Annotated in this window: 24 protein-coding genes and 1 pseudogene; 9 read left to right on the top strand and 16 right to left on the bottom strand. The window is 63.4% G+C overall.

The window, feature by feature from the left end:
• The first annotated feature begins 24 nt into the window (after positions 1-24).
• Positions 25-879 (top strand): fumarylacetoacetate hydrolase family protein, encoded by an 855-nt coding sequence (locus tag BSQ44_RS04320; RefSeq protein ID WP_072602106.1) that lies wholly within the window; start codon positions 25-27, stop codon positions 877-879.
• A gap of 53 nt (positions 880-932) precedes the next feature.
• On the opposite strand, the gene BSQ44_RS04315 is transcribed toward BSQ44_RS04320, so the two are convergent.
• The 13 genes from BSQ44_RS04315 to BSQ44_RS04255 all read right to left on the bottom strand — a co-directional run bounded on the left by BSQ44_RS04315 (position 933) and on the right by BSQ44_RS04255 (position 13,876).
• Complete coding sequence (locus tag BSQ44_RS04315) at positions 933-1,946, bottom strand: amidohydrolase family protein (protein ID WP_072607847.1); 1,014 nt, start codon at positions 1,944-1,946, stop codon at positions 933-935.
• Positions 1,947-2,222: 276 nt separating this feature from the next.
• Entirely contained in the window at positions 2,223-3,026 is an 804-nt protein-coding gene (locus tag BSQ44_RS04310; protein ID WP_072602105.1) for an enoyl-CoA hydratase/isomerase family protein, read from the bottom strand.
• A 110-nt stretch (positions 3,027-3,136) separates the two neighbouring features.
• Positions 3,137-4,300, bottom strand: coding sequence for an ABC transporter substrate-binding protein (locus BSQ44_RS04305; protein WP_072602104.1), 1,164 nt, complete (start codon positions 4,298-4,300; stop codon positions 3,137-3,139).
• A gap of 38 nt (positions 4,301-4,338) precedes the next feature.
• Positions 4,339-6,186, bottom strand: a complete 1,848-nt coding sequence (locus BSQ44_RS04300; protein ID WP_210187918.1) for an AMP-dependent synthetase/ligase — start codon at positions 6,184-6,186, stop codon at positions 4,339-4,341.
• A gap of 5 nt (positions 6,187-6,191) precedes the next feature.
• Positions 6,192-6,962, bottom strand: coding sequence for an ABC transporter ATP-binding protein (locus BSQ44_RS04295; protein WP_072602102.1), 771 nt, complete (start codon positions 6,960-6,962; stop codon positions 6,192-6,194).
• Positions 6,959-7,717, bottom strand: a complete 759-nt coding sequence (locus tag BSQ44_RS04290) for an ABC transporter ATP-binding protein (RefSeq protein WP_072602101.1) — start codon at positions 7,715-7,717, stop codon at positions 6,959-6,961. Before BSQ44_RS04290 ends, BSQ44_RS04295 begins: the two co-directional genes overlap by 4 nt.
• Before the next feature lie 2 nt (positions 7,718-7,719).
• Positions 7,720-8,796: a branched-chain amino acid ABC transporter permease gene (locus BSQ44_RS04285; protein WP_072602100.1), complete on the bottom strand. Its 1,077-nt coding sequence runs from the start codon at positions 8,794-8,796 to the stop codon at positions 7,720-7,722.
• Between the two features lie 4 nt (positions 8,797-8,800).
• Positions 8,801-9,673 (bottom strand): branched-chain amino acid ABC transporter permease, encoded by an 873-nt coding sequence (locus tag BSQ44_RS04280; RefSeq protein WP_072602099.1) that lies wholly within the window; start codon positions 9,671-9,673, stop codon positions 8,801-8,803.
• Positions 9,674-9,700: 27 nt separating this feature from the next.
• Positions 9,701-10,525, bottom strand: coding sequence for an SDR family NAD(P)-dependent oxidoreductase (locus tag BSQ44_RS04275; RefSeq protein WP_072602098.1), 825 nt, complete (start codon positions 10,523-10,525; stop codon positions 9,701-9,703).
• A gap of 1 nt (position 10,526) precedes the next feature.
• The gene (locus BSQ44_RS04270) at positions 10,527-11,675 is read right to left on the bottom strand and encodes an acyl-CoA dehydrogenase family protein (protein ID WP_235633343.1); all 1,149 of its coding nucleotides are present in this window, start codon (positions 11,673-11,675) and stop codon (positions 10,527-10,529) included.
• Positions 11,676-11,758: 83 nt separating this feature from the next.
• Positions 11,759-12,175, bottom strand: coding sequence for a MaoC/PaaZ C-terminal domain-containing protein (locus BSQ44_RS04265; RefSeq protein ID WP_072602096.1), 417 nt, complete (start codon positions 12,173-12,175; stop codon positions 11,759-11,761).
• 11 nt (positions 12,176-12,186) lie between these two features.
• Positions 12,187-12,687 carry an FAS1-like dehydratase domain-containing protein gene (locus BSQ44_RS04260; protein WP_083534457.1) on the bottom strand — a complete coding sequence of 167 codons (501 nt, stop codon included), beginning with the start codon at positions 12,685-12,687 and terminating at the stop codon, positions 12,187-12,189.
• A gap of 7 nt (positions 12,688-12,694) precedes the next feature.
• Positions 12,695-13,876, bottom strand: coding sequence for a lipid-transfer protein (locus tag BSQ44_RS04255; protein ID WP_072602095.1), 1,182 nt, complete (start codon positions 13,874-13,876; stop codon positions 12,695-12,697).
• A gap of 104 nt (positions 13,877-13,980) precedes the next feature.
• On the opposite strand from BSQ44_RS04255, the gene BSQ44_RS04250 reads away from it, so the two are divergent.
• A complete protein-coding gene (locus BSQ44_RS04250; RefSeq protein WP_072602094.1) occupies positions 13,981-14,871 on the top strand; it encodes a LysR family transcriptional regulator in 891 nt (296 codons plus the stop codon).
• Between the two features lie 238 nt (positions 14,872-15,109).
• Here the strand turns inward: BSQ44_RS04250 and BSQ44_RS04245 are convergent, their stop codons facing one another.
• Together BSQ44_RS04245 and BSQ44_RS04235 are read right to left on the bottom strand one after the other, a co-directional pair.
• Positions 15,110-15,394, bottom strand: coding sequence for a hypothetical protein (locus tag BSQ44_RS04245; RefSeq protein WP_157894501.1), 285 nt, complete (start codon positions 15,392-15,394; stop codon positions 15,110-15,112).
• A gap of 246 nt (positions 15,395-15,640) precedes the next feature.
• The gene (locus BSQ44_RS04235; RefSeq protein ID WP_072602091.1) at positions 15,641-15,877 is read right to left on the bottom strand and encodes a hypothetical protein; all 237 of its coding nucleotides are present in this window, start codon (positions 15,875-15,877) and stop codon (positions 15,641-15,643) included.
• A 259-nt stretch (positions 15,878-16,136) separates the two neighbouring features.
• On the opposite strand from BSQ44_RS04235, the gene BSQ44_RS04230 reads away from it, so the two are divergent.
• Positions 16,137-16,619 (top strand): OsmC family protein, encoded by a 483-nt coding sequence (locus tag BSQ44_RS04230; protein ID WP_072602090.1) that lies wholly within the window; start codon positions 16,137-16,139, stop codon positions 16,617-16,619.
• Positions 16,620-16,792: 173 nt separating this feature from the next.
• Entirely contained in the window at positions 16,793-17,719 is a 927-nt protein-coding gene (locus BSQ44_RS04225; protein ID WP_072602089.1) for a DMT family transporter, read from the top strand.
• Positions 17,720-17,735: 16 nt separating this feature from the next.
• On the opposite strand, the gene BSQ44_RS27880 is transcribed toward BSQ44_RS04225, so the two are convergent.
• The gene (locus BSQ44_RS27880) at positions 17,736-18,020 is read right to left on the bottom strand and encodes a YciI family protein (RefSeq protein WP_072602088.1); all 285 of its coding nucleotides are present in this window, start codon (positions 18,018-18,020) and stop codon (positions 17,736-17,738) included.
• Between the two features lie 81 nt (positions 18,021-18,101).
• Between BSQ44_RS27880 and BSQ44_RS27875 the strand changes: the two are divergent.
• The 5 genes and pseudogenes from BSQ44_RS27875 to BSQ44_RS04200 all read left to right on the top strand — a co-directional run.
• Positions 18,102-18,539, top strand: a pseudogene (locus BSQ44_RS27875) (NAD(P)-dependent oxidoreductase); the annotation flags it as partial.
• Between the two features lie 45 nt (positions 18,540-18,584).
• Entirely contained in the window at positions 18,585-18,995 is a 411-nt protein-coding gene (locus tag BSQ44_RS27410) for an NAD-binding protein (RefSeq protein WP_235633341.1), read from the top strand.
• 102 nt (positions 18,996-19,097) lie between these two features.
• Positions 19,098-19,895: an enoyl-CoA hydratase/isomerase family protein gene (locus tag BSQ44_RS04210; RefSeq protein WP_072602087.1), complete on the top strand. Its 798-nt coding sequence runs from the start codon at positions 19,098-19,100 to the stop codon at positions 19,893-19,895.
• Positions 19,896-20,035: 140 nt separating this feature from the next.
• Complete coding sequence (locus BSQ44_RS04205; RefSeq protein WP_072602086.1) at positions 20,036-20,665, top strand: TetR/AcrR family transcriptional regulator; 630 nt, start codon at positions 20,036-20,038, stop codon at positions 20,663-20,665.
• Positions 20,666-20,794: 129 nt separating this feature from the next.
• Positions 20,795-21,955 carry an acyl-CoA dehydrogenase family protein gene (locus BSQ44_RS04200; RefSeq protein ID WP_072602085.1) on the top strand — a complete coding sequence of 387 codons (1,161 nt, stop codon included), beginning with the start codon at positions 20,795-20,797 and terminating at the stop codon, positions 21,953-21,955.
• Position 21,956: the final 1 nt, after the last annotated feature.

The following is a 21,956-nucleotide window of genomic DNA, read 5'->3' as shown; positions in this document are numbered from 1 at the left end:
CACCGAGAGCCTAGGGAATAATCCATGCGTTTCTGCCGCTTCGACGACGACCGCATCGGTGTCGTCGCCAACGACCTCGTCCACGACGTCACCGCCGCCCTGGACGACCTGCCGCCGCTGAAATGGCCAGCGCCGCGCGGCGACCACTTCTTCAATCATTTCGAGCGCCTGCGCCCTAAGATGGAAGAACTCGCCCGATCCACGCCGGGCCGGCCAGTCGGCGACGTGAGGCTGCTGTCGCCCGTCGCCAATCCCGGTAAGATCGTCGCCGCGCCGGTGAATTACCAGCTTCATCTCGATGAATCGCGGGCCGACAAGCAGATCAACTTCGGCACGCAGGTGAAGACGATCGCCGATTACGGCGTCTTCCTGAAGGCGCCCAGTTCGCTGATCGGCGCGAGCGAGACGGTGGTCGCGGACTGGCCAGACCGCCGCATCGACCACGAGATCGAACTTGCGCTGGTGATCGGCAGGAAGGGTTTTCGTATCGCCGAATCCGATGCGCTCGACCATGTCGCGGGCTACATGATCGGGCTCGACATGACGATCCGCGGCACGGAGGATCGCTCCTTCCGCAAGTCGCTGGACACTTTCACAGTGCTGGGGCCGCATGTGGTGACGGCCGACGAGATCGGCGATCCGGGCAATCTCGATTTCGAGATCAAGGTGAACGGCGAGACCAGGCAGAAGTCGAACACGAGCCTGTTGATCTGGAACGTCCAGAAGCTCATCGCCTACGCCTCGAAAGCCTACACGCTGTATCCGGGCGACGTGATCATGACGGGCACTCCCGAGGGCGTTGCACCAGTCTCACCCGGCGACACCATGCACGCCTGGATCGACCGGATCGGCGAGATGTCGGTCAAGGTCGGCGGCTGAGCGGGAAGCATTGACATAACGGCCCGCGTGACGGCCTTCCTGGCCCGGTCCTCCTAGATCGACGGGCCGAGCAGGGCGACGGCGTTGTCCTGATAGATCCTGCGCTTCAGCGCCTCGTCCTCCAGTGCGTCGAGGATCCGGATGGTCTCCCGAATGTACATCGGGCCGCCTTCCGGATCGAACGGCGCATCGGAGGCGAACAGCACGCGCTCCTCGCCGAAGAACTCCACCGCGTGCTCGATCGCCTTGCGTGAACCGAAAGACGCCGTGTCGGCATAGAACTCCTTGAAGTACTCCAGATGCGGGCGCTCCAGGGCCGATAGAACCGGGGCGAGATCGCGGTCTGTCGTGCGCTTGCCCATCTGGTCCCAGCCGGGGCCGACGCGCCCCTCGAAAAAGGGCACCATTCCGCCGGCATGGTGGGTGATCACCTTCAGGCCCGGGAAACGGTCGAAGAAGCGCGAGAAGACCATTCGCGCCATGGCGGCCGAGGTCTCGTAGGGCCAACCGAAGGTCCACCAAATTTCGTACTCCGAAAGATTTTCGGTCTGGTAGTCTGGGAAATCCTGCGCACGCGCCGGATGCATCCACACGGGCTTGCCGGCTTTGGCCATGTAATCGAAGAAGGGCGCAAATTCCTCGAGGTCGAGCGGCTTGCCTTTCACGTTCGTGTAGATCTGCATGCCGACGGCGCCCTTCTCCTCGATGGCGCGGCGGCATTCGTCGACACAGGCTGCGGGGTTCGAGAGCGGCGCCTGGCCGATGAAGCCCGGGAACCGGCGCGGATGCTTCGCGCACAGCTCCGCCATGGCGTCGGTACCGATGCGCGACAGTTCCAGCGCCTGTTCCGGTGTGCCGATCGCCTCCAGTGCCGGCGCAGCCAGCGACAGCACCTGACAATAGTCGTCGCCGAACATATCCATGACCTCGAAGCGCCGATCGAGATCGGTCATCATCGGCACTCGGCCGGATCGGGCCGTGATGGCATGCATCTCGCCGACGATGCCGATCAGCGCCTTGAAGTAGGCTTCGGGCCAGATGTGGGTGAAGACGTCGATCTTTCGCATGTTCGGTCCTGCATTTCTTTCCGGAAAGGTCCATTCCGCCGCCTCGATCATGCGCCGGGACGACAGGCTATTCCAACCACGCAGTGAGCGCCGTCTGGACCATTCCAGTCGCATAGCCAATAACCCGGCGGGACCGCCGATACCAGCCACACGTAGAGCGAAGCGGTCACGACCGCGAACGACTTGAGATAACGAAAGAGAGCCACCCGCATTTGGGGTCGGTCTCCGCGATGCGCGTGGTTCTCGACGTTCGTCACGCCTGCGCGCATCAATCACTCATTGAAATTGCGGAGGGCGTTTCTCGAGGAAGGCACGGACGCCTTCGGCGAATTGCGGGGTGCCGCAGAGCTCGACATTGACCTCGCGTTCCAAGTCGAGCTGTTCGGACAGGCTCGCGCGCGAAGCGCCATCGATGGCGCGCCTCAGGACGGGATACATGTGTCGCGGTCCGCGCGCGAGGCGACCGGCCAAATCGATGGCGGCGGACAGCAACGTCTCCTCCGGCTCGATCCGCCAGACGAGCCCCCACGCCAGCGCCTCGCGTGCGGAGATCGCGTCGCCGGTCATCACGGCGGCCATCGCCCGTCCGCGACCGGCGAGCCGGGTCAGGAACCAGCTTGCCCCGAGATCCGGCATGATAGCGAGGTTCGGCACGAAGGTCAGGCGGAAGCTCGCATTCTCGGTTGCCAAGACGACGTCGCCAGCGAGCGCAAGCCCAACGCCGCCGCCCGCCGCGATGCCATTGATGGCCGTGATCACGGGTTTCGGCATGTCCGCGATCGCCCGCTGGATCGGGTTCACGGCCGTGTCGAACAGATCGCGGATGAGGCGCGGCGGTAACCCGGCGGACCCCTCCGTGCCGATCAGGCCGAGAAGCTGGTCAAGGCTCGCGCCGGAGGAGAACGCCTTGCCTTGGCCGGTCAGCACGACCGCGACGACCGAATCGTCGCCTGAAAGCGCAACCAGATGATCGGCGAGGCTGCGAAGTCCGGCGGGCCCGAGCGGATTCAGCCGTTCGGGGACGTCGAAGGTGATGATCGCGATGCCGTCAGATCTGGTCTCGCTGGTGAATTCGGCCACCACATTTCCTTCCGGACTGGTCACGAAAGACGTTCGATCTGCCGGTCGCGCCGGCTTCTCGTTCCGGGACGTTCTCATCCCGGAACCGATGTCTTCAGCCTTGGCGAGCGCTAGAACTCGAGATTCTGCTCGACCAGTTCCCACTTGCCGTCCTTGACCGCGTAGAGGAGCAGCTTGTCGCCGCCGAAATGCTTCTCGGGTCCAAAGCTGATCGTCGGTCCGCCGAACGGATCCTGATAGCCCTGGATCTGCTCGATACCCTTGGTGAAGCTCTCGACGGTCAGGTCAGGCCCGGCATTCTCCAGCGCCTTCACGGCGAGGTCGGCGGCGAGCCAGCCGTAGATCGCATAGACGGAAGGCTCCTCGTTCTGGCGCTTCATGTATTCGTCGAAGAAGGCCTTGCGTTCGGGCGGGCCGGACGTCCAGTCGACGGCTCCCATCGGCGTCACCACCTGCAGCCCTTCCATCGCGCCGCCGCCGGCCGCTGGCACCATCGGCAGGAAGGGGAGCATGTTCGCGGCGATCGTTCCCTCGTAGCCGAGCTTGCGGAGCGTCGCATAGAGCGCGATCGTGTCCTTGATCGTGGTGCCGAGATAGACGAAGTCGCAGCCGGCATTCTTGATCGCGGTCGCCGCGCCCGCGAACTCGGTATCGGTCGGCTTATGCGTTCCGACGAGCTTCACTTCGATGCCCAGCTCGGAGGTGACTGCCTCCATTCCACGGCGGTTTTCGTCGCCGTATTCGGTCGAGTGCGTCTGCATGCACAGCGACGAGAACTTTTCCTTCTCGTGGAAATAGCGGATCGCGCCGCTCGCCTGGTTGGCGTAGGTGACGAAATAGCTGAAGTGCAGCGGATTGAGCGGCTCGGCCATCGCGGCGGCGGCCGTGAGCGGGAATATGTAGGGAATGCCGGCCTTGTCCGTGATCGGCATGGTGGCGAGACCCTGCTGCGTTCCCACGGAATGGAACAGCGCGAACACCTTGTCGCTCTGAACCAGCTTGTTGGTCGCCCGCACGGCGAGGGGCACCTGATATTGCGTGTCCTCGACGACCAGTTCGATCATGCGGCCATGCACGCCACCGGCCGCGTTGGCCTCGTCGAACCGGATCTGCGATGCCACCGTGGCCGGTGCGCCGCCGATGGCGAGCGGGCCGGACAGATCGGTATGGCTGCCGAACTTCACCGTGGTGTCGGTCACTCCCTGGGTCTGTGCGAGCAGAGGCGTGGTGGACAGCGACAACACCGTCGCCAGGCCAAGCAAGGTCATCTTCATTGCAGTTCCTCCCTGTGTTTCGTTCTCGTGTGACGTCTTCATGCGGCCGGGCTGCGATACATGTCGGAGATCAGCTCGGCATACTTGCGCTCGACGAAACTGCGCTTCAGCTTCATCGTCGGTGTCAGTTCCTCGTCCTCCGGCGTCAGCATCACGTCGATCAGCCGGAATGACTTGACCTGCTCGACGCTGGAGAATTGGTCGTTGGCTTCCTTGATCACTTTCGCGACCAGCCCCACGATCTCCGGCCGCGCGCAGAGCGACCGGAAATCCGAGAAGGGGATCGCGTTCTTCTGAGCGAACGTCTCGACGTTCTCGCGGTCGATCATCACGAGGCAGGCGAGATACTTCCGGCGATCTCCGATGATGACGGCATCGGCGATGTAGGGCGAAAATTTCAGCCGGTTCTCCAGGAGCGACGGCGTCACGTTCTTTCCGCCCGCCGTGATGATTATGTCCTTCAGGCGATCGGTGATCCTGAGTTCGCCACCGGGGAGCATCGCGCCGACGTCTCCCGTATGCACCCAGCCGTCGACGAGCGTGGAGGCGGTTGCTTCGGGCAGATTGTGGTAGCCGGAGAAATTGCCGGGCGATCGCACCAGGATCTCGTCCTGCGCACCGAGCTTGACCTCCGTCCGCGCCACGGGATGGCCGACATGGCCCGGGCGTGTGCCGGGCTTGCAGAAGGTCGCGATGCCCGTCTCGGTCTGCCCGTAGACCTCGCTCACCGGCAGGCCCAGGGCCACGTACCATTCCAGTAGGTCGACGCTGATCGGCGCCGCGCCGGAAAGCCGGATGCGCGTGCGGTCGAGACCGAGTTCCTGCTTGATGTTCCGGAACACGAGGAGATCGGCGAGCCGGTAGGCTCCTTCCAGAACGGCCGAAGGCGACTTGCCGTCCATCAGCAGCCGCGCCCGCCGGCGCCCGATGCCGATGGCGATCCGGTAGCCTGTCCGGCCGAGCCACGTCGCCTCGTCCATCAGGGTCGCGATGCGCGAATAGAACTTCTCCCAGATGCGCGGCACGGCGAACAGGATCGTCGGCGACAGCTCGCGGATGTTGAGGAAGACGCTCTCCGAACTTTCGGCGAAATTCAGCACGGTGCCGACACGGAGCTGTACGCACAGCGAAATTATGCGCTCGGCCAGGTGGCAGAGCGGAAGATAGGTGAGAATCTCGTCTCCCTGCCTAGCCGCGAACGGGACCGGCACCGCGGTCATCTGGAACAGCAGCGCACGATGGGAGAGGCGTGCGCCCTTCGGTTTGCCGGTGGTGCCGGACGTGTAGACGAGGACCGCGATGTCCTCGCCTCGTCCCTCGGCCATGCGCGCGTCGAGGATTGCGGGCATCTCCGACAAGGCTCGAGCGCCAAGCTCTTCCAGCCTGGCGATCGGCCAGACGCGCTCGTCGGTGAAATTTCGCAGGCCCTTCCAGTCGATGACGAATACGTGCTCGACTAGCGGCAGCCGGTCTGCGACCGCGAGATACTTGTCGAGCTGTTCCTCGTCCTCGACGATCAGGTAGCGCGCATCGCTGTCCTGCAGGATGTGTTGGAGCTGTTCGGCCTGGTAGGTCGGATAGATGCCGTTCACGGTGCCATGCGCCAGATGAACCGCCATGTCGGCGAACACCCATTCCTTGTTGTCTTCCGACAGGACCGCGACGACGTCGCCGGACTTCATCCCGAGCTTCATAAGGCCGGCGGCATAAGATCGGGCGATGCGGTCGAAATCGCTCCAGGTGTAGCTTTCCCAGACACCGAAGTTCTTCTCGCGCAGCGCCGTTCGCTCGCCCCATTGTTCGACGCGTTTTGCAAAGAGGCGGGCGAGCGTGTCGCAGCCGTCGATCTCGATCCGGTCCGGTTCTGGCGGCCTGACGTGCTGCATGGCGGTCACCTCCATGTCTTGCGCTTCTTCCAGCGCTTTTCGCCGCGGATCCCCTCGTCCGACTTGCCGAGATAGAACTCCCTGATGTCGTCGCTTTCGCGCAGTTCGCTGGTCGGCGCGTCCATGACGATGCGTCCGACCTCCATGACATAGCCGTGGTCCGCGAGATCCAGCGCCGCCACCGCATTCTGCTCGACCAGCAGGATCGTGATCCCGCGCTCCCGGTTGATCCTCCTGACGATGCCGAAGATCATCTGGGTGAGCAGCGGCGACAGACCGAGGGACGGCTCGTCGAGGATCATCAGCGAGGCGTCGCCCATCAGGCCGCGACCGATCGCGAGCATCTGCTGCTGGCCTCCCGACAGGAAGCCGGCCATGTCGTGGCGCTTGGTCGCGAGATCGGGGAAATACTGGTAGACCGCCTCCATGTCGCGAGCGACCGCGTCCTTGTCGGATCGGCCCCAGGCGCCGACGATCAGGTTTTCCTCGACACTCATGAACGGGAAGACCTCGCGGCCTTCCGGCACATGGGCGATGCCGCAGGCCGCAACCGCGTCCGGGTTGCGGTTCTGGACCTCCTCGCCGCGAAACAGGACCTGGCCCTTGCGGCAGTCGATCGCCCCCGAGATCGTCTTCAGCAAGGTCGTCTTGCCGGCGCCGTTGGCGCCGAGCACGCAGACGATCTTGCCCTCGGGCACGTCGATCGACACGCCGCCTATGGCCATGATCGGCCCATAGTAGGTCTCGACGTTGCGGGTGCTCAGGAGCGCGGTCATGCTGCGGTTCCCAGATAGGCCTTCTGGACCTCGCGATCGGCCTGCACCTCGGCCACGCTGCCGTGCGCCAGCACGCGCCCCGAGGCGAGCGCGATGCAGCGGGTGGCGAGCCGGGCGACCAGGCCCATGTTATGCTCCACCATCAGGATCGTGATTCCGAGTTCCTCGCGGATGTCCTGCAGCCAGAAGGCCATGTCGGCGACTTCCTCTGGATTGAGCCCCGAGGCGGGCTCGTCCAGCAGCAGGAGGGTGGGTTCGGCGCATACCGCGCGGGCGAGTTCGACATTCTTGCGCGCGCCGTATGGGAGATCCCGTACGATCTCGCTGCGCAGGTGCTGGAGATCGAGTAGATCGAGCACTTCCTCGACCTTCCGGCGCGCCTGGCGTTCGCCGGCGCGGGTCGATCCTGCAAAGAAGAACTCGCGCGCCCAGTTCGATGACGTTCGGGCGCTGCGCCCGACGAGAAGGTTTTGCAGCACGGTCGCGTTCTCGAACAGCTCGATGTTCTGGAAGGTTCGCGCGATGCCGAGCGCGGCGATCTGGTGCGCCTGGAGCTTGAGAATGTCGGTATCACCGAACGTCACGCTGCCGGCCGAAGGCCTGTAGAAGCGGCTGATCACGTTGAACACGGTCGACTTGCCAGCCCCGTTCGGCCCGATCAGCGCAAGCGTTTCCCCCGGCTCCACCGAGAAGGTGACGCCGTCGAGCGCCTTGTTGCCGCCGAAGCTCAGCGAGATATCGCGGATATCGATCATGCTCACCGGAAGCGCTCCGACTTCAGGTATCGCTTCTGCCGGACGAAGGTGGCGCGGCGGTAGTAGGGATAGGTCTCGATGAACAGGCGCAGCTTGCGCCAGCGGCCGTAGATGCCCTGCGGCTCGAACATGATGAACAGGGCGATGATCGCCCCGAAGAGCAGATATTCGAGACCCGCCTTGTCCGCGATCACGGCCGGAAGGACCATCCGCACCAAGTCGATGACGTTCGGCAGGAAACTGACGAAGATAGCCCCGAAGATGGCGCCCGAAATCGTGCCGAGCCCGCCGACCACCACCATCAGCATGAGGCGCAGGCTCTCGAGGAGGTTGAAGGTCTCCGGCGAGAGATAGAAAAGCAGATGCGCCATCAGTCCGCCCGCGACGCCGGTGATCGCCGCCGAGACGAAGAACGCGCGGACCTTGACGCCGGCGACGTCGATACCGAGCGACCGCGCCGACGTCTCGCTGTCGCGCACCGCGATCATCGAGCGCCCGGATGGCGAGCGCATCAGATTGGCGGTACCCCAGATAATGAAGAGGAGGACTCCGAGGTAGAGGTAATAGACCTGCCAGTTATCCGTCAGTTCGAAACCGAACAGCGAGATCGCGGGCACTTGCAGTCCCATGTGCCCACCGGTGACGGGTTCGGCCGCGCCGATGACGCTTTCCGTGACGATGGCGAAGGCGAGCGTGGCGACGGCCAGGTAAAAGCCGTGCATCTTCGAAACGGCGCGACCGAGGCCGGCGCCGGCGAGTCCCGAGATCAGACCGGCCATCGGCAACGAGACCACGAAGGGAACGCCCCAGGTCATCAAGGCAGCCTGCGCATAGGCGCCGATGCCGAGGAACGCCGCGTGTCCGAAGGAGACCTGGCCAGTGAAGCCGAGCAGCACCATGAGTCCGATGCCGGCCAGTGCGTAGCAGATGAAGATCGAAAGCTCCGACAGGAAATAGGCCGACACGAACATCGGCGCGGCGAGCGCGACCGCGATCACCAGTCCCACCCTGAACCGCTCGCCCGGGTCGACGAGGTGATCGATGTCCTGGTCGTAGCTTGTCTTGAAGAGAACCCGCATCTCCTCACACCTTCTTCTGGTAGGTCTGAGGGATGAGCCCTTCGGGCCGCACGAACAGCACGACGAGAAGGATGATGTAGGCGTAGACGCCCTTGAGAGGCGGGTAGAAGTAGTCGAGGAAAGGTTCGCTGACCCCGATGATGAGGCAGCCGATGAGCGCGCCGGGGATCGATCCGAAGCCGCCGACCACCGCTCCGGCAATCGCCTTGATGCCGAACATCGACATCTCCGTGTCGATCTGCGTGATCGGCGCCATCAGGATGCCGGCCAGCGCTGCCACCAGCGCGGCGATTGCCCAGATGACGGAGACGAGCCGGCGAACGGGAACCCGGCTGTAATACGCGGCAAGCTGGTTCTGCGAGGCCGCCTGCATTGCAAGCCCGACTCGGGTCCGGCTGAAGAAGGCCCACAGTAGGACGCAGACGACCAGGGTTCCAACGATGATGGCGAGCCTGTCCGTGCCGATCACGATGCCGCCCAGCTCGACCTGTCCCTGGAACGGCGAGTTCATCATCTGTGGCGAGAAGCCCCAGATCATTCCTGCCGCCGCCTTGAGGATCAGGCCGATCGCAACCGTCAGGATGAAGACCGAAGCCTGATTCTCGCCAATCATGCGGCGCATCACGAACATGTCGAGCAGGTAGCCCATAGCGGCCATCGTCAGGAGGCCGAGCGCGGCACCGAACCAGAATCCGAACCCCCAAAACTCGGCGAAGGTCAGCACCACGAAGGCGCCGAACATCATGATCTCGCCATGTGCGAAATTGACGACCTCGGTCGCGCGGTAGATGAACACGAAGCCGATGGCCACCAGCGCGTAGCCGCAGCCCTGCGACAGGCCGATGAGTACGAGCTGGAAGACGTCAGAGGTCGACATGGCGGTTCATCCCTGGTGCGCGTCCGCTCATATCGAGATGCCGCCGCCGACGACGACGGTCTGGCCGGATATGTAGTTGCTCTCCGGCGCGCAGAAGAGATAGACGCCGTCGGCCGCCTCCTCCGGGCTGCCGGCGCGACCCATGGGGATCATCGACTTCAGCCCGTGCGCCACCTTCTCCGGTACGCCGACCTGGACGCGGTTGCCCTCGAATTCCAGTTCCACCTTCTCGTCCGACGCGACCGTCAGCCGCGTCTCGATGTAACCGAAGGCGACGCAGTTGACGTTGACCTTCAGTCGGCCCCACTCCTTTGCGAGCGTCTTGGTCATGCCGAGAACGCCCGATTTCGCGGAGCTGTAGTTGACCTGTCCGGGATTGCCACCGGTTCCGGCGACCGACGAGATGTTGACGACCTTGCGGATCACCTCGCGCCCCTCCGCGGCTTCCGCACGGGCAGCATCCGCGATGGGACGGTAGGCCGCCCTCAGGATCCGGAAGGGCGCCTTGAGATGGACGTCGATCATCGCATCGAACTGGTCGTCCGTCATGCGCCCTATCATGCTGTCCCAGGTGTAGCCCGCATTGTTCACGATGATGTCGACACCGCCGAAGCGATCGAGGCCGGCATTGATGAAGCGCTCCGCGAAATCGGTTTCGTTCACGCTGCCGACGACGGCAATGGCCCGGCCCCCCTTGGCTGCGATCTCGTCGACCACCGCATTGGCCGGCTCGGCATCGAGGTCGTTGACCACGACCGCCGCCCCCTCCGACGCCAGTTTCAAGGCCACCGCGCGGCCGATGCCGCGGCCTGAACCGGTCACGTAGGCAGTCTTGCCCTGCAGCTTCGTCATGTCAGTCCCTGTCCAGTGAGCGCGCGATCAGTTCGCGCATGATTTCGTTCGTGCCGCCGTAGATCCGCTGCACACGGGCGTCGCGGTAGAGTTCGGCGATCCGGTATTCGTTCATGTAGCCGTAGCCGCCATGCAGCTGCAGGCAGGCGTCGACAATACGGCCCTGCATTTCCGTGCCCCACCACTTACCCATCGCGGCCCGTTCCGCCGTCAGCGTCCCTGCTTCGAGTTCGTCCACCATCCGGTCGACGAACGCGGCGAAAATCTCGATTTCGCTCTTGGCCTCCGCCAGCTTGAAGCGGGTGTTCTGGTAGTCCATCAGCCGCTGGCCGAAGGCCTTGCGGTTCTTCACGTAATCCAGAGTGCAATCGAGCGCGCAGCGGGCGGCGGCCAGCGCGCCGACCGAGATCGTCAGGCGCTCCCAGGGAAGCTGCCCCATCAGCTGATAAAAGCCCCGGCCCTCCTCTTCGCCCATCAGGCTCATCCGCGGAACGCGCACATCATCGAAGCCGAGCTCCATCGTGTCCTGGCGGTCCATGCCGATCTTGTCGAGCTTGCGCCCCCGCTCGAATCCGTCGGCGCCTCGTGTCTCCAGAGCGATCAGCGAAATGCCCTTCGCTCCCTTCGACGGGTCAGTCTTCGCCACGACGATGACGAAATCGGCATTGGCTGCGTTCGAAATGAAGGTCTTCCGGCCGTTGAGGCGGTAGCCGTTGCCATCCCTTACCGCCGTCGTGCGCACGGCCTGCAGATCGCTGCCGGTGCCGGGCTCGGTCATGGCGATGGCGCCCACCCACTCGCCGGACGTCAGCTTCGGCAGCCACGCGCGCTTCTGCTCCTCGGTCGCGAAAGCGAGGACGTAGTGCTGGACGATACCGTGGACGGTGATGCCCCAGCCCGTGTCGCCGATCCGTCCCTGCTCCATGTAGGTGACGAGGTCGAAGGTGCGGGGCAGGCCAGATCCGCCATATTCGACGGGAATGGACGCGCCGAGGACGCCGAGCGCGCCTGCCTTCTCCCAGAAGGCGTGCGGCACGAGACGATCCTGCGTCCACCGGTCGCGATGGGGCTCGTAGTCCTGGTCGAGGAACTTCCGGACCGTCGCGCCGAAGGCACGATGATCATCGGTCAGCCAAGCGGCTTCCGACATGATGCCTCCCATCTGGCCCCCGTCTCCTCGCGGGGGTCTCTCGTTATCGTTCGACGGCGACCCGACAAGCGGGAAGCCGCACGTCAACCCGCCCTGACGATGGCCTCCCCGCCAAGCGTCTGAACGCCACCGTCGATGTGCGCTGCGAGTGCGACACGCAGTTTCGGCACGCCGTCCGCCTCGAACCTCTCGACCACCCTGCCGGTAAAGCGCCCGTTGGCGCCGAGCGGCGTGATCGACATGAAGCGGGTCTCCAGGCTTTCCAGCCGGTCGAGCCCGGCCCAGTCCGTCACCACCCGCGCATAGGGCGCCATCGAGAGCATGCCCTGTGCGAAGACGTCGCCGAGACCCGCCGCACGCGCGAAGTCGGTATCGATGTGGATGTCGTTGTGGTCGCCGGATGCGCCCGCATAAAGCGCGAGCAGTTTGCGCGAATAGGGGCCGAACTCGACCGCCGGAAGCTCGTCGCCGACCTGTGCCTTGCTCAGATCCGTTGCCATGTCCGTATTCCTCACGCCAGCCGATGGACGAGGGTGCGGCGGATCGCGACCACCTCCCCGCGTTCCGCATGGGTGAGCGAGGCGCGCAGATGGCAGAGCTCCAGCGCGCCGCCCTTCTTGTCCTCGAAGCCCAGCACCTCGTGCGTGATTGTGATTTCGTCGCCGGCGAGCAGATGGCCGGAATACTCGTAGCGCTCGGTACCATGCAGCAGATAGCGCAGGTCGCAGCGGACGAGGTCGAACACCGGCGTGAAGCCGAGCCGCTTCGCCGCATTGGTCGTTTCCAGATCGATCACCATTGGAAAGGTCGGCGGCGCGACGATGGTCGCAAAGCCCGCCTTGCGCGCCGCCGCCTCGTCGAAATGGATCGGATTGGTTTCCCCGACGACGTCGCAGAAGAACGCTATACGGCCCTTCTCGACGGGGTAGGAGACCGGGCGCGTCCTGATCCCTACGGTCGTGCGGTCGAAGACGCCGCGCGGATTGACCGGCTGTGCCGTTGCCTCGCTCATGGTGTCCTCACTGCGCCTGGTAGAGCGTCACGACGCAGGCGCCGCCGAGCCCGAGATTGTGCTGGAGAGCGAGCCTCGCACCGTCGACCTGTGTCGGGCCGGCCGTGCCGCGCAACTGGCGCGTCAGTTCGTAGCACTGAGCGAGACCTGTCGCGCCGAGCGGGTGGCCCTTGGACAGGAGCCCGCCAGACGGGTTGGTGACGACCTGGCCGCCATAGGTGTTGTCGCCGTCGTCGATGAACTTCTGCGCACCGCCCTCCGGGCACAGGCCGAGCCCCTCGTAGGTGATCAGCTCGTTCTGGGCGAAGCAGTCGTGCAGTTCGACCACCTGCACGTCCCGCGGCCCGATCCCGGCGCTCTCGTAGACCGCGTTCGCCGTCTGGACCGTCATGTCGTAGCCGACGACGCGCATCATGTCGTCGCCCTCGAACGTCGAGGAGAAGTCGGTGCGCATTTCCTGTGCAACGATGCGTACGCCATCGTCCAGTCCATGCTTGCGGGCATAGCTCTCGGAACAGATGATCGCAGCGGCGGCACCGCAGGTCGGGGGACATGCCATCAGTCGGTGCATGACGCCAGGCCACACCACGGGGCTGTGCATCACATCCTCGACCGACACTTCCTTGCTGAAGACCGCGAGTGGATTGCGCACCGCGTGGCGGCTGGCCTTTGCCCTGATCTTTGCGAAATCCTCGAGCGTCGCGCCGTGCTTTTCCATGTAGGACAGGCCGGCACCGCCGAAATAGCGCAGTGCCAGCGGCACCTCGCCATGGCCGACGATCCGGTCGGTGGCTTCGTCGAAGAGCTGGAACGGACTTGGCCGGTCGTTGAAATGTGTGCCCAGCGCGCCGGGCCGCATCTCCTCGAACCCGAGCGCCAGGGCGCAGTCGACCGCGCCGCTTTCGACAGCCTGGCGTGCGAGCCACAGAGCGGTCGATCCGGAGGAGCAATTGTTGTTGACGTTGACGACCGGCACGCCGGTCATGCCGACGTCGTAGACGGCGCGCTGGCCGCTCGTGCTGTCGCCATAGACGTAGCCCGCATAGACCTGCTGGACTGCCTCGTAGCCGATCCCGGCATCCGCGAGCGCGTCGCGGACTGCCTCGGCGGCCATTTCGTTGTATGTTCTGGAAGCGCCGGGCTTGGCGAACTTGATCATGCCCACCCCGGCGACAATCGGCTTCGGCATCCGTTCTCCTCCCGGCGGTCGGCCCTGTCGGAGACGAATTTGCCACTGTTGCGGGATAACGCAATTTCCGAATATTCTAGAGATATTCCCGGATGGAATAGCTCATGAACCTCAACCACCTTCGCCACGTCGTCACGGTCTATCGCATGGGGTCGTTCACCGCGGCCGCCGCCGAGCTGAACGTCAGCCAGTCCAGCGTCACCAAATCCGTGGCCTGGGTGGAACAGGACCTGGGCTACGCACTGTTCGACCGCCGCGCGCGCGGCGCGACGGTGACGGAGGCCGGGCGGGATTTCATCGATCGCGCCGCGCGCATCGTCTCGGACATGGATCGACTGGCCGCCGATACGGCGACGGGGCGCGGCGAGCGGAGCGCCATTCTGCGCATCGGCGTTGCCCCGCCATCGCTGGAAGGATTGCTCAACCGTGCGATCCGGACATTGCTGCGCGAGCCTGCGCAGTTCAGATCACACGTTCAGGCCGGTTCGACCCAGCGGTCGATGGCGCTTCTGGGCCAGGGCGATATCGACATTCTCGTCGGCCCGACCGAGGAACTCAGCCGCGAGCAGGGTTTCTCCCTTGAGCACCTGCCGGATTTCGTGGGGCGGATCTTCTGCCGCAAGGACCATCCGCTCCTTCGGGAAGGAACGGTCGACGAACGGCAATTGCGGCAATACCCGATCGTCGTCCCCGACCTGTCGGCTCCGATGGTCGAGCGGTTGGTGCGAATGGTGTTCGGTGTCGACAGCGGCCACGTGCATCTGCACATCATCGACAATTTCCCGATGGTCGCTGGGATCATCGAGAACACCAATGCCCTGGGTGTGGCATCCTCGACCTACTCGCGGACACAGACCTTCCTGCAGAAATTCCGGGTCGTGCCAAACACGCCGGACCACCCACTGAAAATATCGGCGGCATGGCGATCCCGCTGGCTACCCTCGCCGCCGATGTCACGTTTTTTGAACGCGGTCAGGCGACACCCACCGAATTGATGCGGACTGCAGCCGGCGAGGCGGCAAGCGTTTCGAGCTCAACCGCGTAACTCCAAGATTAAGACGTCCTTCACGGCTACGAGAATGGGTATCGCGGCATGGCCAACGGCGGAATAATCTGCACAAACCCGAATATGGCCATGAGGGAAGGCGGCCACGGCCAGACCTTGCAATCCAGACGCAACGATAAACTTCGCGATCACAACCACAATTGATGCCTGCGCCGAGAAATGCACGGTCAGTCGGCGGACGGCACCTCGGTCCTCGTATCGCCGGCTGTCGCGTCTGTGCCGGCGGCTCCCGTGGAGCCGGATGTCAGCGCCGAGCCTGCGCCTGGTTCCGCATTGGTCAGTGGCACGGTGGCGGACCCGCCGATCAGACGGCTCCTGCTCATGACGGCGTACTCGGCTTCGCCGATGCCGTCATCGCTCTCCCGGTCGTAGAGATCGAACAGCGCGTTGTGGAACTCCATGTACTGCATTCCGTCGGGACCGGTTCCGGGTATCGCGCCGGATCCGCTCATCACCCGGACGAAGTCATCCCGGGAAGCAGCGCCCGCGCCATCCGTGTCCACCGTGTCGAAAGCCGCAGACTGCCGTTCTCCGAACCAGATCCGCGGAGGGCAGGTCCGCCGCGCTCCGCGCGAAGCCCTCGAGCCCGGCGATCTCCGGCGTCTGGTCGTGGATGGCGAAATGCGCCACGCCGCGTAGGCAGGGCGAGCCTGCACGCGGGCCCGGAGGGCCTGACCCTGATCGAAGTAGCCCGACGCCTAGTGCCCGATGCGGTCACTCACGATACCCGGCCAATCGATCGATGTGACGTCGCGTGCCAGTTCGGCGGCGGTCGGAACGGCGCGTGACAATGGCCGCTCTGTCACTGCGGCTTCCCTCAGATAGGCGATCGTCTTCGGCCGAAGCTTCAAGGGAACGGCATCGAAGGCGGCCTCCAGATCCGCATCCGAAATCTCGCGCGACTGCAGCTTCCCGGCATGCCAGGCGCGCGGCATCGTCAGAGCGATCCCGGCCGCCCGCCGCCAACGTGCCTATGCCATCTCGAGCGGGTCGGGGTCCAAATATCGATCGGCGCCACAAGTCACCGATTCCGCGGTAGGTGGAGGTATCAAACAACGCCGCCGCTTCACAGAAGCTCCTCGCAAGCGCTCATCCCATGTGGTCTCTTGCCAAAATCCATTTCATGCTGCGGCTTCTGTCCTGTACGCATGGGGACGTTCAATCCAAACCACAGCAACCCGGAAGGCGATGCCTATGATGAAATTTGACGTGCTGCTTGAATCGGAAGGTACGAACAATGCGAAGTTCCGCAATGATTGCACGGTGCATCTGCGTGGCGCGGCCCCGCACACTGCGTTCCTGCCATCGGACGAGGGAGCCTACCATGGTGGTGACGGAACCGCGCCGTACCCGCTTTCCTACTTCGTCAGCGGACTGACGACGTGCCTGATGACGCAGATAAGGGCATTCTCGCGCCGTCTCGGCATCAACGTGACGACATTCGACGTCTTCTGTCGGGCGGAGTGGCAAGCCGAGATGGAGAGCATGAAGCACCCTTACGAGAGCAAGGGGCTGGGCTTCGTTCTCGACGTCGACATCCGCGGCGAAGCCACCGTCGAGGACAAGACGAGGCTCATTCTCGCCGCCGCGAAGGGGTGCTTCGTCGAAGTGATTCTGAAGCCCGGCCTGGTGAAACACCGCTTGAAGGTCGACGGTGAGTGGGTGGAATTGGACTAGGTGCAGTTCTTTTTTGCGCACCGACATGAACAATGACACACCGTTCATTAACGTGTCGGCGACGGACAGTCAGGCCGGGCTGGCCTTGACGATGCCTGCACGGACTTTCCGGCGCGGGCATCGCCAGCATCACTTCAGCAAATTTGCCGCAGTCATTTCAGGAAACCCCATTTATGTCCGAAATCCCGGAGGCTTCGATCAAGGCGTCAGCTGGCAGGCAGCACGACGCCCGCGGGTCGCACTTTGTCGGCGTGGGGCTCCTGCTGATTACGATACTGGGATGGGGGATCAACTGGCCGGTGATGAAGGTCCTGCTTGCCGAATGGCCGCCTCTGTTCGCCCGTGGCAGCAGCGGACTGATCGCAGGACTGGGTATTGCCATTCTCGCCCGTTTCCAGGGCGAGAACCTCGGTGTTCCCGCAGGCTCGCGTCTACGAATGATCGTCGCTTCGCTGTTCAACGTCACGGCGTGGATGGGGTTGGCGAGCCTTGCCATGAGCTGGCTGTCCGTCGGTGAGGCCGCCATGATCATCTACACCATGCCGATCTGGGCGACAGTGCTTGCCTGGCCGATCAACGGCACGAAGCCCCGGATCAGCGGAGTACTGGCGCTGGTTCTCGGCATGGGGGGCATTTCGGTGGTGCTGGCTGGGCGTGGCGTCGAATTGGACGACGACAAACTGCTTGGAATCGTCTGCGCGTTTTCGGCGGCCGTGATGTTCGCGATCAGCACCATCGCCGTGCGGCCGCCGGTCGGTGTCGCGCCGATCAGCGGAACGGCGTGGCAGCTCGTGCTCGGCTCCGTGCCGATGCTGCTGATCGGCGTATTCGTAGAGCAGCCGGAGACTTACGCGCTCAGTCCGATGGCGCTGTGGTCATGGCTTTACATGTCGATCGTGGCAATGGCTCTCTGCTATTTTTGCTGGTTTGCCGCGTTGCGGCGGCTGCCTCCAACCATGGCATCGCTTGGAACGATGCTCATTCCAGTCATCGGCACGGTGTCCGCGGCCTACGTGCTCGGAGAACCTTTCGGTATTCGCGAGGTGACGGCGCTTGGTCTGGTGGTCACCGGGATCGGCCTGGCGCTGACCGGCCGATGAACGCGGTGCTGTATGGCTATCGATTGTCGACGCGTTTGGAGAACGGATGGATCCTCACTTCGGCCCAAAGATCCGCGGCGAAGAAGGGGTCTGCCTTGTTGAAGCGCTCAACGTCCTGCCGGGATTCCGCTTCCACCAGGAAAAACGAACCGATCATCGTCTCGTTGTCATCGGCAAGCAGCGGGCCGGAAACCAGCATGGTGACGGGATTGGAAGCGAGATACGCCTTGTGTGCATCATAGTTGGCCAGGCGAAGGTCGAGCGCCCCGGGGCGGTCAAGGCAATGGACGATGAAATGCATGAGGACGGATTCCTTGTGGTTTGGACTCTTACGCGCGAACGACGCGGCTGATGGCGACGCAGATAACATGAGGCAACGAGAATGACCGAGAGATTGACGATAGGATGGATCGGAATCGGCAAGATGGGCAGCGCGATGTGTCTCCGCGCGCTTGCTGCCGGACATTCGGTAAAGCTCGTCGAACCGCGCGCCGAAAATCGTGCCGCAGCTGTTGCGGCGGGCGGCGTGCCGGTCGCCTCCGTGGATGACTTGGCGCAGCAGGTCGATCTCATCTTCCTCACGCTTCCCGACGACGCGGTCCTTCGGACCGTAATGCTCGATCCCGTCGAGGGTCTCGCCCGATCGGTCTCGGACCGACATACCGTGGTGGAAATGAGTACCGTCTCACCTTCAATATCGCGGGAAGTCGCCGCCGCCCTATCGGCGAGGGGTTGCGACTACCTCCGGGCCCCGATATCGGGCAGCACGGCGACCGCGGCGTCCGGTTCGCTGACCGTGCTGGCCTCCGGACCCAGACCCGCGTTCGACCGTTGCGAAGCAGTGTTCCGCAGCTTTTCCAACCGCATGATGCACGTCGGAGAAGGGGATGAGGGCCGCTATCTCAAGCTGGTCATCAACTCGATGGTGGCAGCCAGTTCGGCTCTTTTGGCGGAGGCGCTCGCACTGGGTCGGGCAGGCAATCTGTCGACGGAGACCATGATGGACGCCATCATGCAGAGCGTGGTTGCCTCGCCGCTCCTGGGATACAAGAAGGACATGGTCGTCACCGGCGATTTCACACCGGCCTTCGGCCTGACACAGATGATGAAGGATCTGGACCTCGTTCTCGAAGCGGCGAACGAGGGCGGTGCTCCGACCGAGCTGTTCCTGACGATCCGGGAGCGGTATGAGGCCGCGGTCGAGGCCGGTCTCGGGCAAGAGGACTTTTTCGCGCTGGCAGCCCTCCGGCCGGACCATGGAGATGCAAAACGCTGAATGGCACCGCACGATTGCGCGGCTTGCCATCGTCTTTCGTTTATGATTTGTGAACCGGAATTCATTTTCTGACCGGATGCATTCCCGGAGCGGAGGGGCTCGATGCGAAGCTACGACGGCTACAAGACAATCGCGGTCGAGCGGCGGGGGTCCATACTCACGATCATTCTCGATCGCCCCGAGGCCTATAACGCCGTAAACGCAGTCCTGCACGAGGAACTCTCTCGCATTTTCGTGGATGTGCGGCGGGACGAAGACGCCAAAATTATCGTTCTGACCGGCCGCGGCAAAGCGTTTTGCGGCGGCGGTGACATCGACTGGATGCAGGACGCCATCGACGACCCGGTGTCTTTCGAGCAGACCGCCCGCGAAGCCAAGGAGATCGTCTTCAGCCAACTCGATCTCGACAAGCCGCTCATCTGCCGGTTGAACGGCCACGCCGCCGGACTGGGCGCCTCGCTTGCGCTGCTTTGCGACGTCATCATCGCGCAGGAGAATGCGCGGATAGGCGACCCCCATGTTTCCGTGGGTCTCGTGGCGGGCGACGGTGGCGCTTTGATCTGGCCGCAGATACTTGGCTACGCCAAAGCCAAGAAGTTCCTGTTTACCGGAGACATGATCAACGCCGTCGAAGCCGAACGCATAGGCCTCATTACCGACGTCGTGAAGCCGGAGGAACTCGATGCCGCGGTCGACGCGCTGGCCGACCGGTTGGCATCCGCCCCGACAAAGGCGCTCAACTGGACCAAGGTCACCACCAACTTGCCGCTGAAGGCGATCTTCCATTCGCACTTCGATGCCGGCATCGCCTATGAACAGATGTCGAACCTGTCCAACGACCATCAGGAAGCGGTGAACGCGTTTCGGGAAAAACGAAGCCCTGCCTTCACCGGCACCTGAAGCGCGTCATGTGTCGGAGAACACGGTGCGGCGCGAGATTGCCTGGATTCAGGTGGAAAAGCACGATGTGCCCTTTTCAATTCCGAGCAGGGGAGGCTTCAGTTCAACCGGTGTGAGTTCGATCGGATCGGGAAGCTGATATGGCCGTCGCCGGAAAAAGGAAACTTCGACGCCCGGAAAAAGCCGATGCGAATCGCAAAGGCTTGTTCCAGGCGGCAGCCTATGTTGTCGGAAAGCACGGATATTCGAACGCCAGCATAGGACGGATCACCGAACGGTGCGGTCTGGCGCAGGGGACATTCTATCTCTATTTCGACTCGCGGCAGGATTTGTTCGATCAGTTGCTGCCGGCTGTTGGCGAGGAGATGATCGCCTATGTCTCGAAGGCCGTTCATGGCTCGCGGGATTACTTCGACGTGGAACGGCGGGGGCTCTCCGCCTTCTTCGACTATTTGACCAAGAATACCGGGTTCTTCCGGATTCTCTACGAGTCGGACTCGGTATCGCCCGAGGCAACCCGGACGCACTACGAAAACCTTGCCCGAAAATACCTCAAAGTCCTCGAGCGCGCGCGCGCCGAACACCAGATCCGCGCGCTCACAGACGTCGAGCGCGACGTCCTGATCTACGTACTGATGGGCGCCCGCGACTACCTCTACCGCAATCTGGTGCTGCGGGGCGGCGCCGACGAAACCCGCCGCAATGAGATCGTCGACGCCTTCGTTTCGATACTGAGAAAAGGGATCGGCCCCGAGCAGACCACGCCCTAGCCGAAAGCCTGCTCCCGCTCGATCAAATCAGAAAATGAACAGTGGTTCATGTTTCATTTTTCTTGACTTCCATTGCTCGCTTCCGGATGTTCGCTCGGGATTGCGGACAGGCAACTGGGAAGAGCTGGAATGAATTTCGCGGAACCCGACCACATTCGCATGCTGCGCGACACCATGCGGAAGTTCGTCGACGCGCACATGCCGCGATCCGAAGCTGCGCGCTGGGATCAGGAGAACGTCTTCCCCCGGGATGTATTCGACGAGCTCGCGGCGCTGGGCGTCATGGGACTGACGATCCCGGAAGAGTACGGCGGCGCGGGGCGGGATATCACGGCGACGATGATCGTCATCGAGGAACTCTCGCGCCGCAGCCTGGCGGTGTCGGTGCCCTACATCATGGCTGCCTGCTACGCCGGGATGAACATCCTGGAATGCGGATCCGAAGCACAGAAATCTGAACTGCTGCCTCTGATCGCCGCCGGAAAAATGCTGTTCGCCTATGGCTGGACGGAGCCCGACGTCGGCGCGGATCTGGCAAGCGTGAGAACGACGGCGGTGCGCGATGGCGACATGCTGGTCGTCAACGGGCACAAGCGGTTCTGCTCCGGCAGCGAGTTCTGCGATTACATCTATACCCTGGTTCGCAGCGGCCCGGCCGACCAGCGCTACGGCAACCTGTCTTTCGTGCTCATCCCGCCGCAGACGCCCGGCGTGGCGATCTCGCGGATCGGTTCGATGGGCATGAAAGGCGCCGCGACGACCGACGTGAGCTTCATGGATGTCCGGGTTCCCTCCTCCAACCTCGTGGGCGGTCCGGACGCCTGGAACCGTGGCTGGCAGATGCTGACAGGTGCGGGGCTCGACGTCGAGAAACTGGAAGTGGCCGCGATGGGCGTCGGGATCGCCTCGGCCGCCGTCGATGATGCCTGGACCTACGCCAACGAGCGCAAGCAGTTCGGCAAGGCGATCTCCCACTACCAGGCCATCCGCCACAAGCTCGCCGATATGCATACACGGCTGATGGCTGCCAGACTGATGATGTACAACGCTTCCGCCATGGCCGACCGTGGAGAGCGCTGCGGCATCGAAACCTCGATGACGAAGCTCTTCGTCACGGAAGCCGCGAAATCCATTGTCCTCGACAGCCAGGAAATCCTCGGCGCCTACGGCTACGTGAAGGATTTCGACGTGGAACGCTATGTGCGCGATGTGCTGCTGCTTCCGATCATCGGTGGTTCGTCGGCCGTGCAGAGAAACAACATCGCCAACTGGATGGGGCTGGGGCGATAGG

This window comes from Aquibium oceanicum (genome assembly GCF_001889605.1).
Taxonomy (GTDB): domain Bacteria; phylum Pseudomonadota; class Alphaproteobacteria; order Rhizobiales; family Rhizobiaceae; genus Aquibium; species Aquibium oceanicum.
This window is presented reverse-complemented; position numbering and strand designations above follow the sequence as displayed.

Bases quoted from the DNA above. Each gene is read 5' to 3' on its own strand.
- BSQ44_RS04320 (WP_072602106.1), top strand. From the start codon at position 25: ATGCGTTTCTGCCGCTTCGACGACGACCGCATCGGTGTCGTCGCCAAC.
- BSQ44_RS04315 (WP_072607847.1), bottom strand. From the start codon at position 1,946: ATGCGAAAGATCGACGTCTTCACCCACATCTGGCCCGAAGCCTACTTC.
- BSQ44_RS04305 (WP_072602104.1), bottom strand. From the start codon at position 4,300: ATGAAGATGACCTTGCTTGGCCTGGCGACGGTGTTGTCGCTGTCCACC.
- BSQ44_RS04300 (WP_210187918.1), bottom strand. From the start codon at position 6,186: ATGCAGCACGTCAGGCCGCCAGAACCGGACCGGATCGAGATCGACGGC.
- BSQ44_RS04295 (WP_072602102.1), bottom strand. From the start codon at position 6,962: ATGACCGCGCTCCTGAGCACCCGCAACGTCGAGACCTACTATGGGCCG.
- BSQ44_RS04290 (WP_072602101.1), bottom strand. From the start codon at position 7,717: ATGATCGATATCCGCGATATCTCGCTGAGCTTCGGCGGCAACAAGGCG.
- BSQ44_RS04285 (WP_072602100.1), bottom strand. From the start codon at position 8,796: ATGCGGGTTCTCTTCAAGACAAGCTACGACCAGGACATCGATCACCTC.
- BSQ44_RS04280 (WP_072602099.1), bottom strand. From the start codon at position 9,673: ATGTCGACCTCTGACGTCTTCCAGCTCGTACTCATCGGCCTGTCGCAG.
- BSQ44_RS04275 (WP_072602098.1), bottom strand. From the start codon at position 10,525: ATGACGAAGCTGCAGGGCAAGACTGCCTACGTGACCGGTTCAGGCCGC.
- BSQ44_RS04270 (WP_235633343.1), bottom strand. From the start codon at position 11,675: ATGTCGGAAGCCGCTTGGCTGACCGATGATCATCGTGCCTTCGGCGCG.
- BSQ44_RS04265 (WP_072602096.1), bottom strand. From the start codon at position 12,175: ATGGCAACGGATCTGAGCAAGGCACAGGTCGGCGACGAGCTTCCGGCG.
- BSQ44_RS04260 (WP_083534457.1), bottom strand. From the start codon at position 12,687: ATGAGCGAGGCAACGGCACAGCCGGTCAATCCGCGCGGCGTCTTCGAC.
- BSQ44_RS04255 (WP_072602095.1), bottom strand. From the start codon at position 13,876: ATGCCGAAGCCGATTGTCGCCGGGGTGGGCATGATCAAGTTCGCCAAG.
- BSQ44_RS04250 (WP_072602094.1), top strand. From the start codon at position 13,981: ATGAACCTCAACCACCTTCGCCACGTCGTCACGGTCTATCGCATGGGG.
- BSQ44_RS04245 (WP_157894501.1), bottom strand. From the start codon at position 15,394: ATGAGCGGATCCGGCGCGATACCCGGAACCGGTCCCGACGGAATGCAG.
- BSQ44_RS04235 (WP_072602091.1), bottom strand. From the start codon at position 15,877: ATGCCGCGCGCCTGGCATGCCGGGAAGCTGCAGTCGCGCGAGATTTCG.
- BSQ44_RS04230 (WP_072602090.1), top strand. From the start codon at position 16,137: ATGATGAAATTTGACGTGCTGCTTGAATCGGAAGGTACGAACAATGCG.
- BSQ44_RS04225 (WP_072602089.1), top strand. From the start codon at position 16,793: ATGTCCGAAATCCCGGAGGCTTCGATCAAGGCGTCAGCTGGCAGGCAG.
- BSQ44_RS27880 (WP_072602088.1), bottom strand. From the start codon at position 18,020: ATGCATTTCATCGTCCATTGCCTTGACCGCCCCGGGGCGCTCGACCTT.
- BSQ44_RS27410 (WP_235633341.1), top strand. From the start codon at position 18,585: ATGATGCACGTCGGAGAAGGGGATGAGGGCCGCTATCTCAAGCTGGTC.
- BSQ44_RS04210 (WP_072602087.1), top strand. From the start codon at position 19,098: ATGCGAAGCTACGACGGCTACAAGACAATCGCGGTCGAGCGGCGGGGG.
- BSQ44_RS04205 (WP_072602086.1), top strand. From the start codon at position 20,036: ATGGCCGTCGCCGGAAAAAGGAAACTTCGACGCCCGGAAAAAGCCGAT.
- BSQ44_RS04200 (WP_072602085.1), top strand. From the start codon at position 20,795: ATGAATTTCGCGGAACCCGACCACATTCGCATGCTGCGCGACACCATG.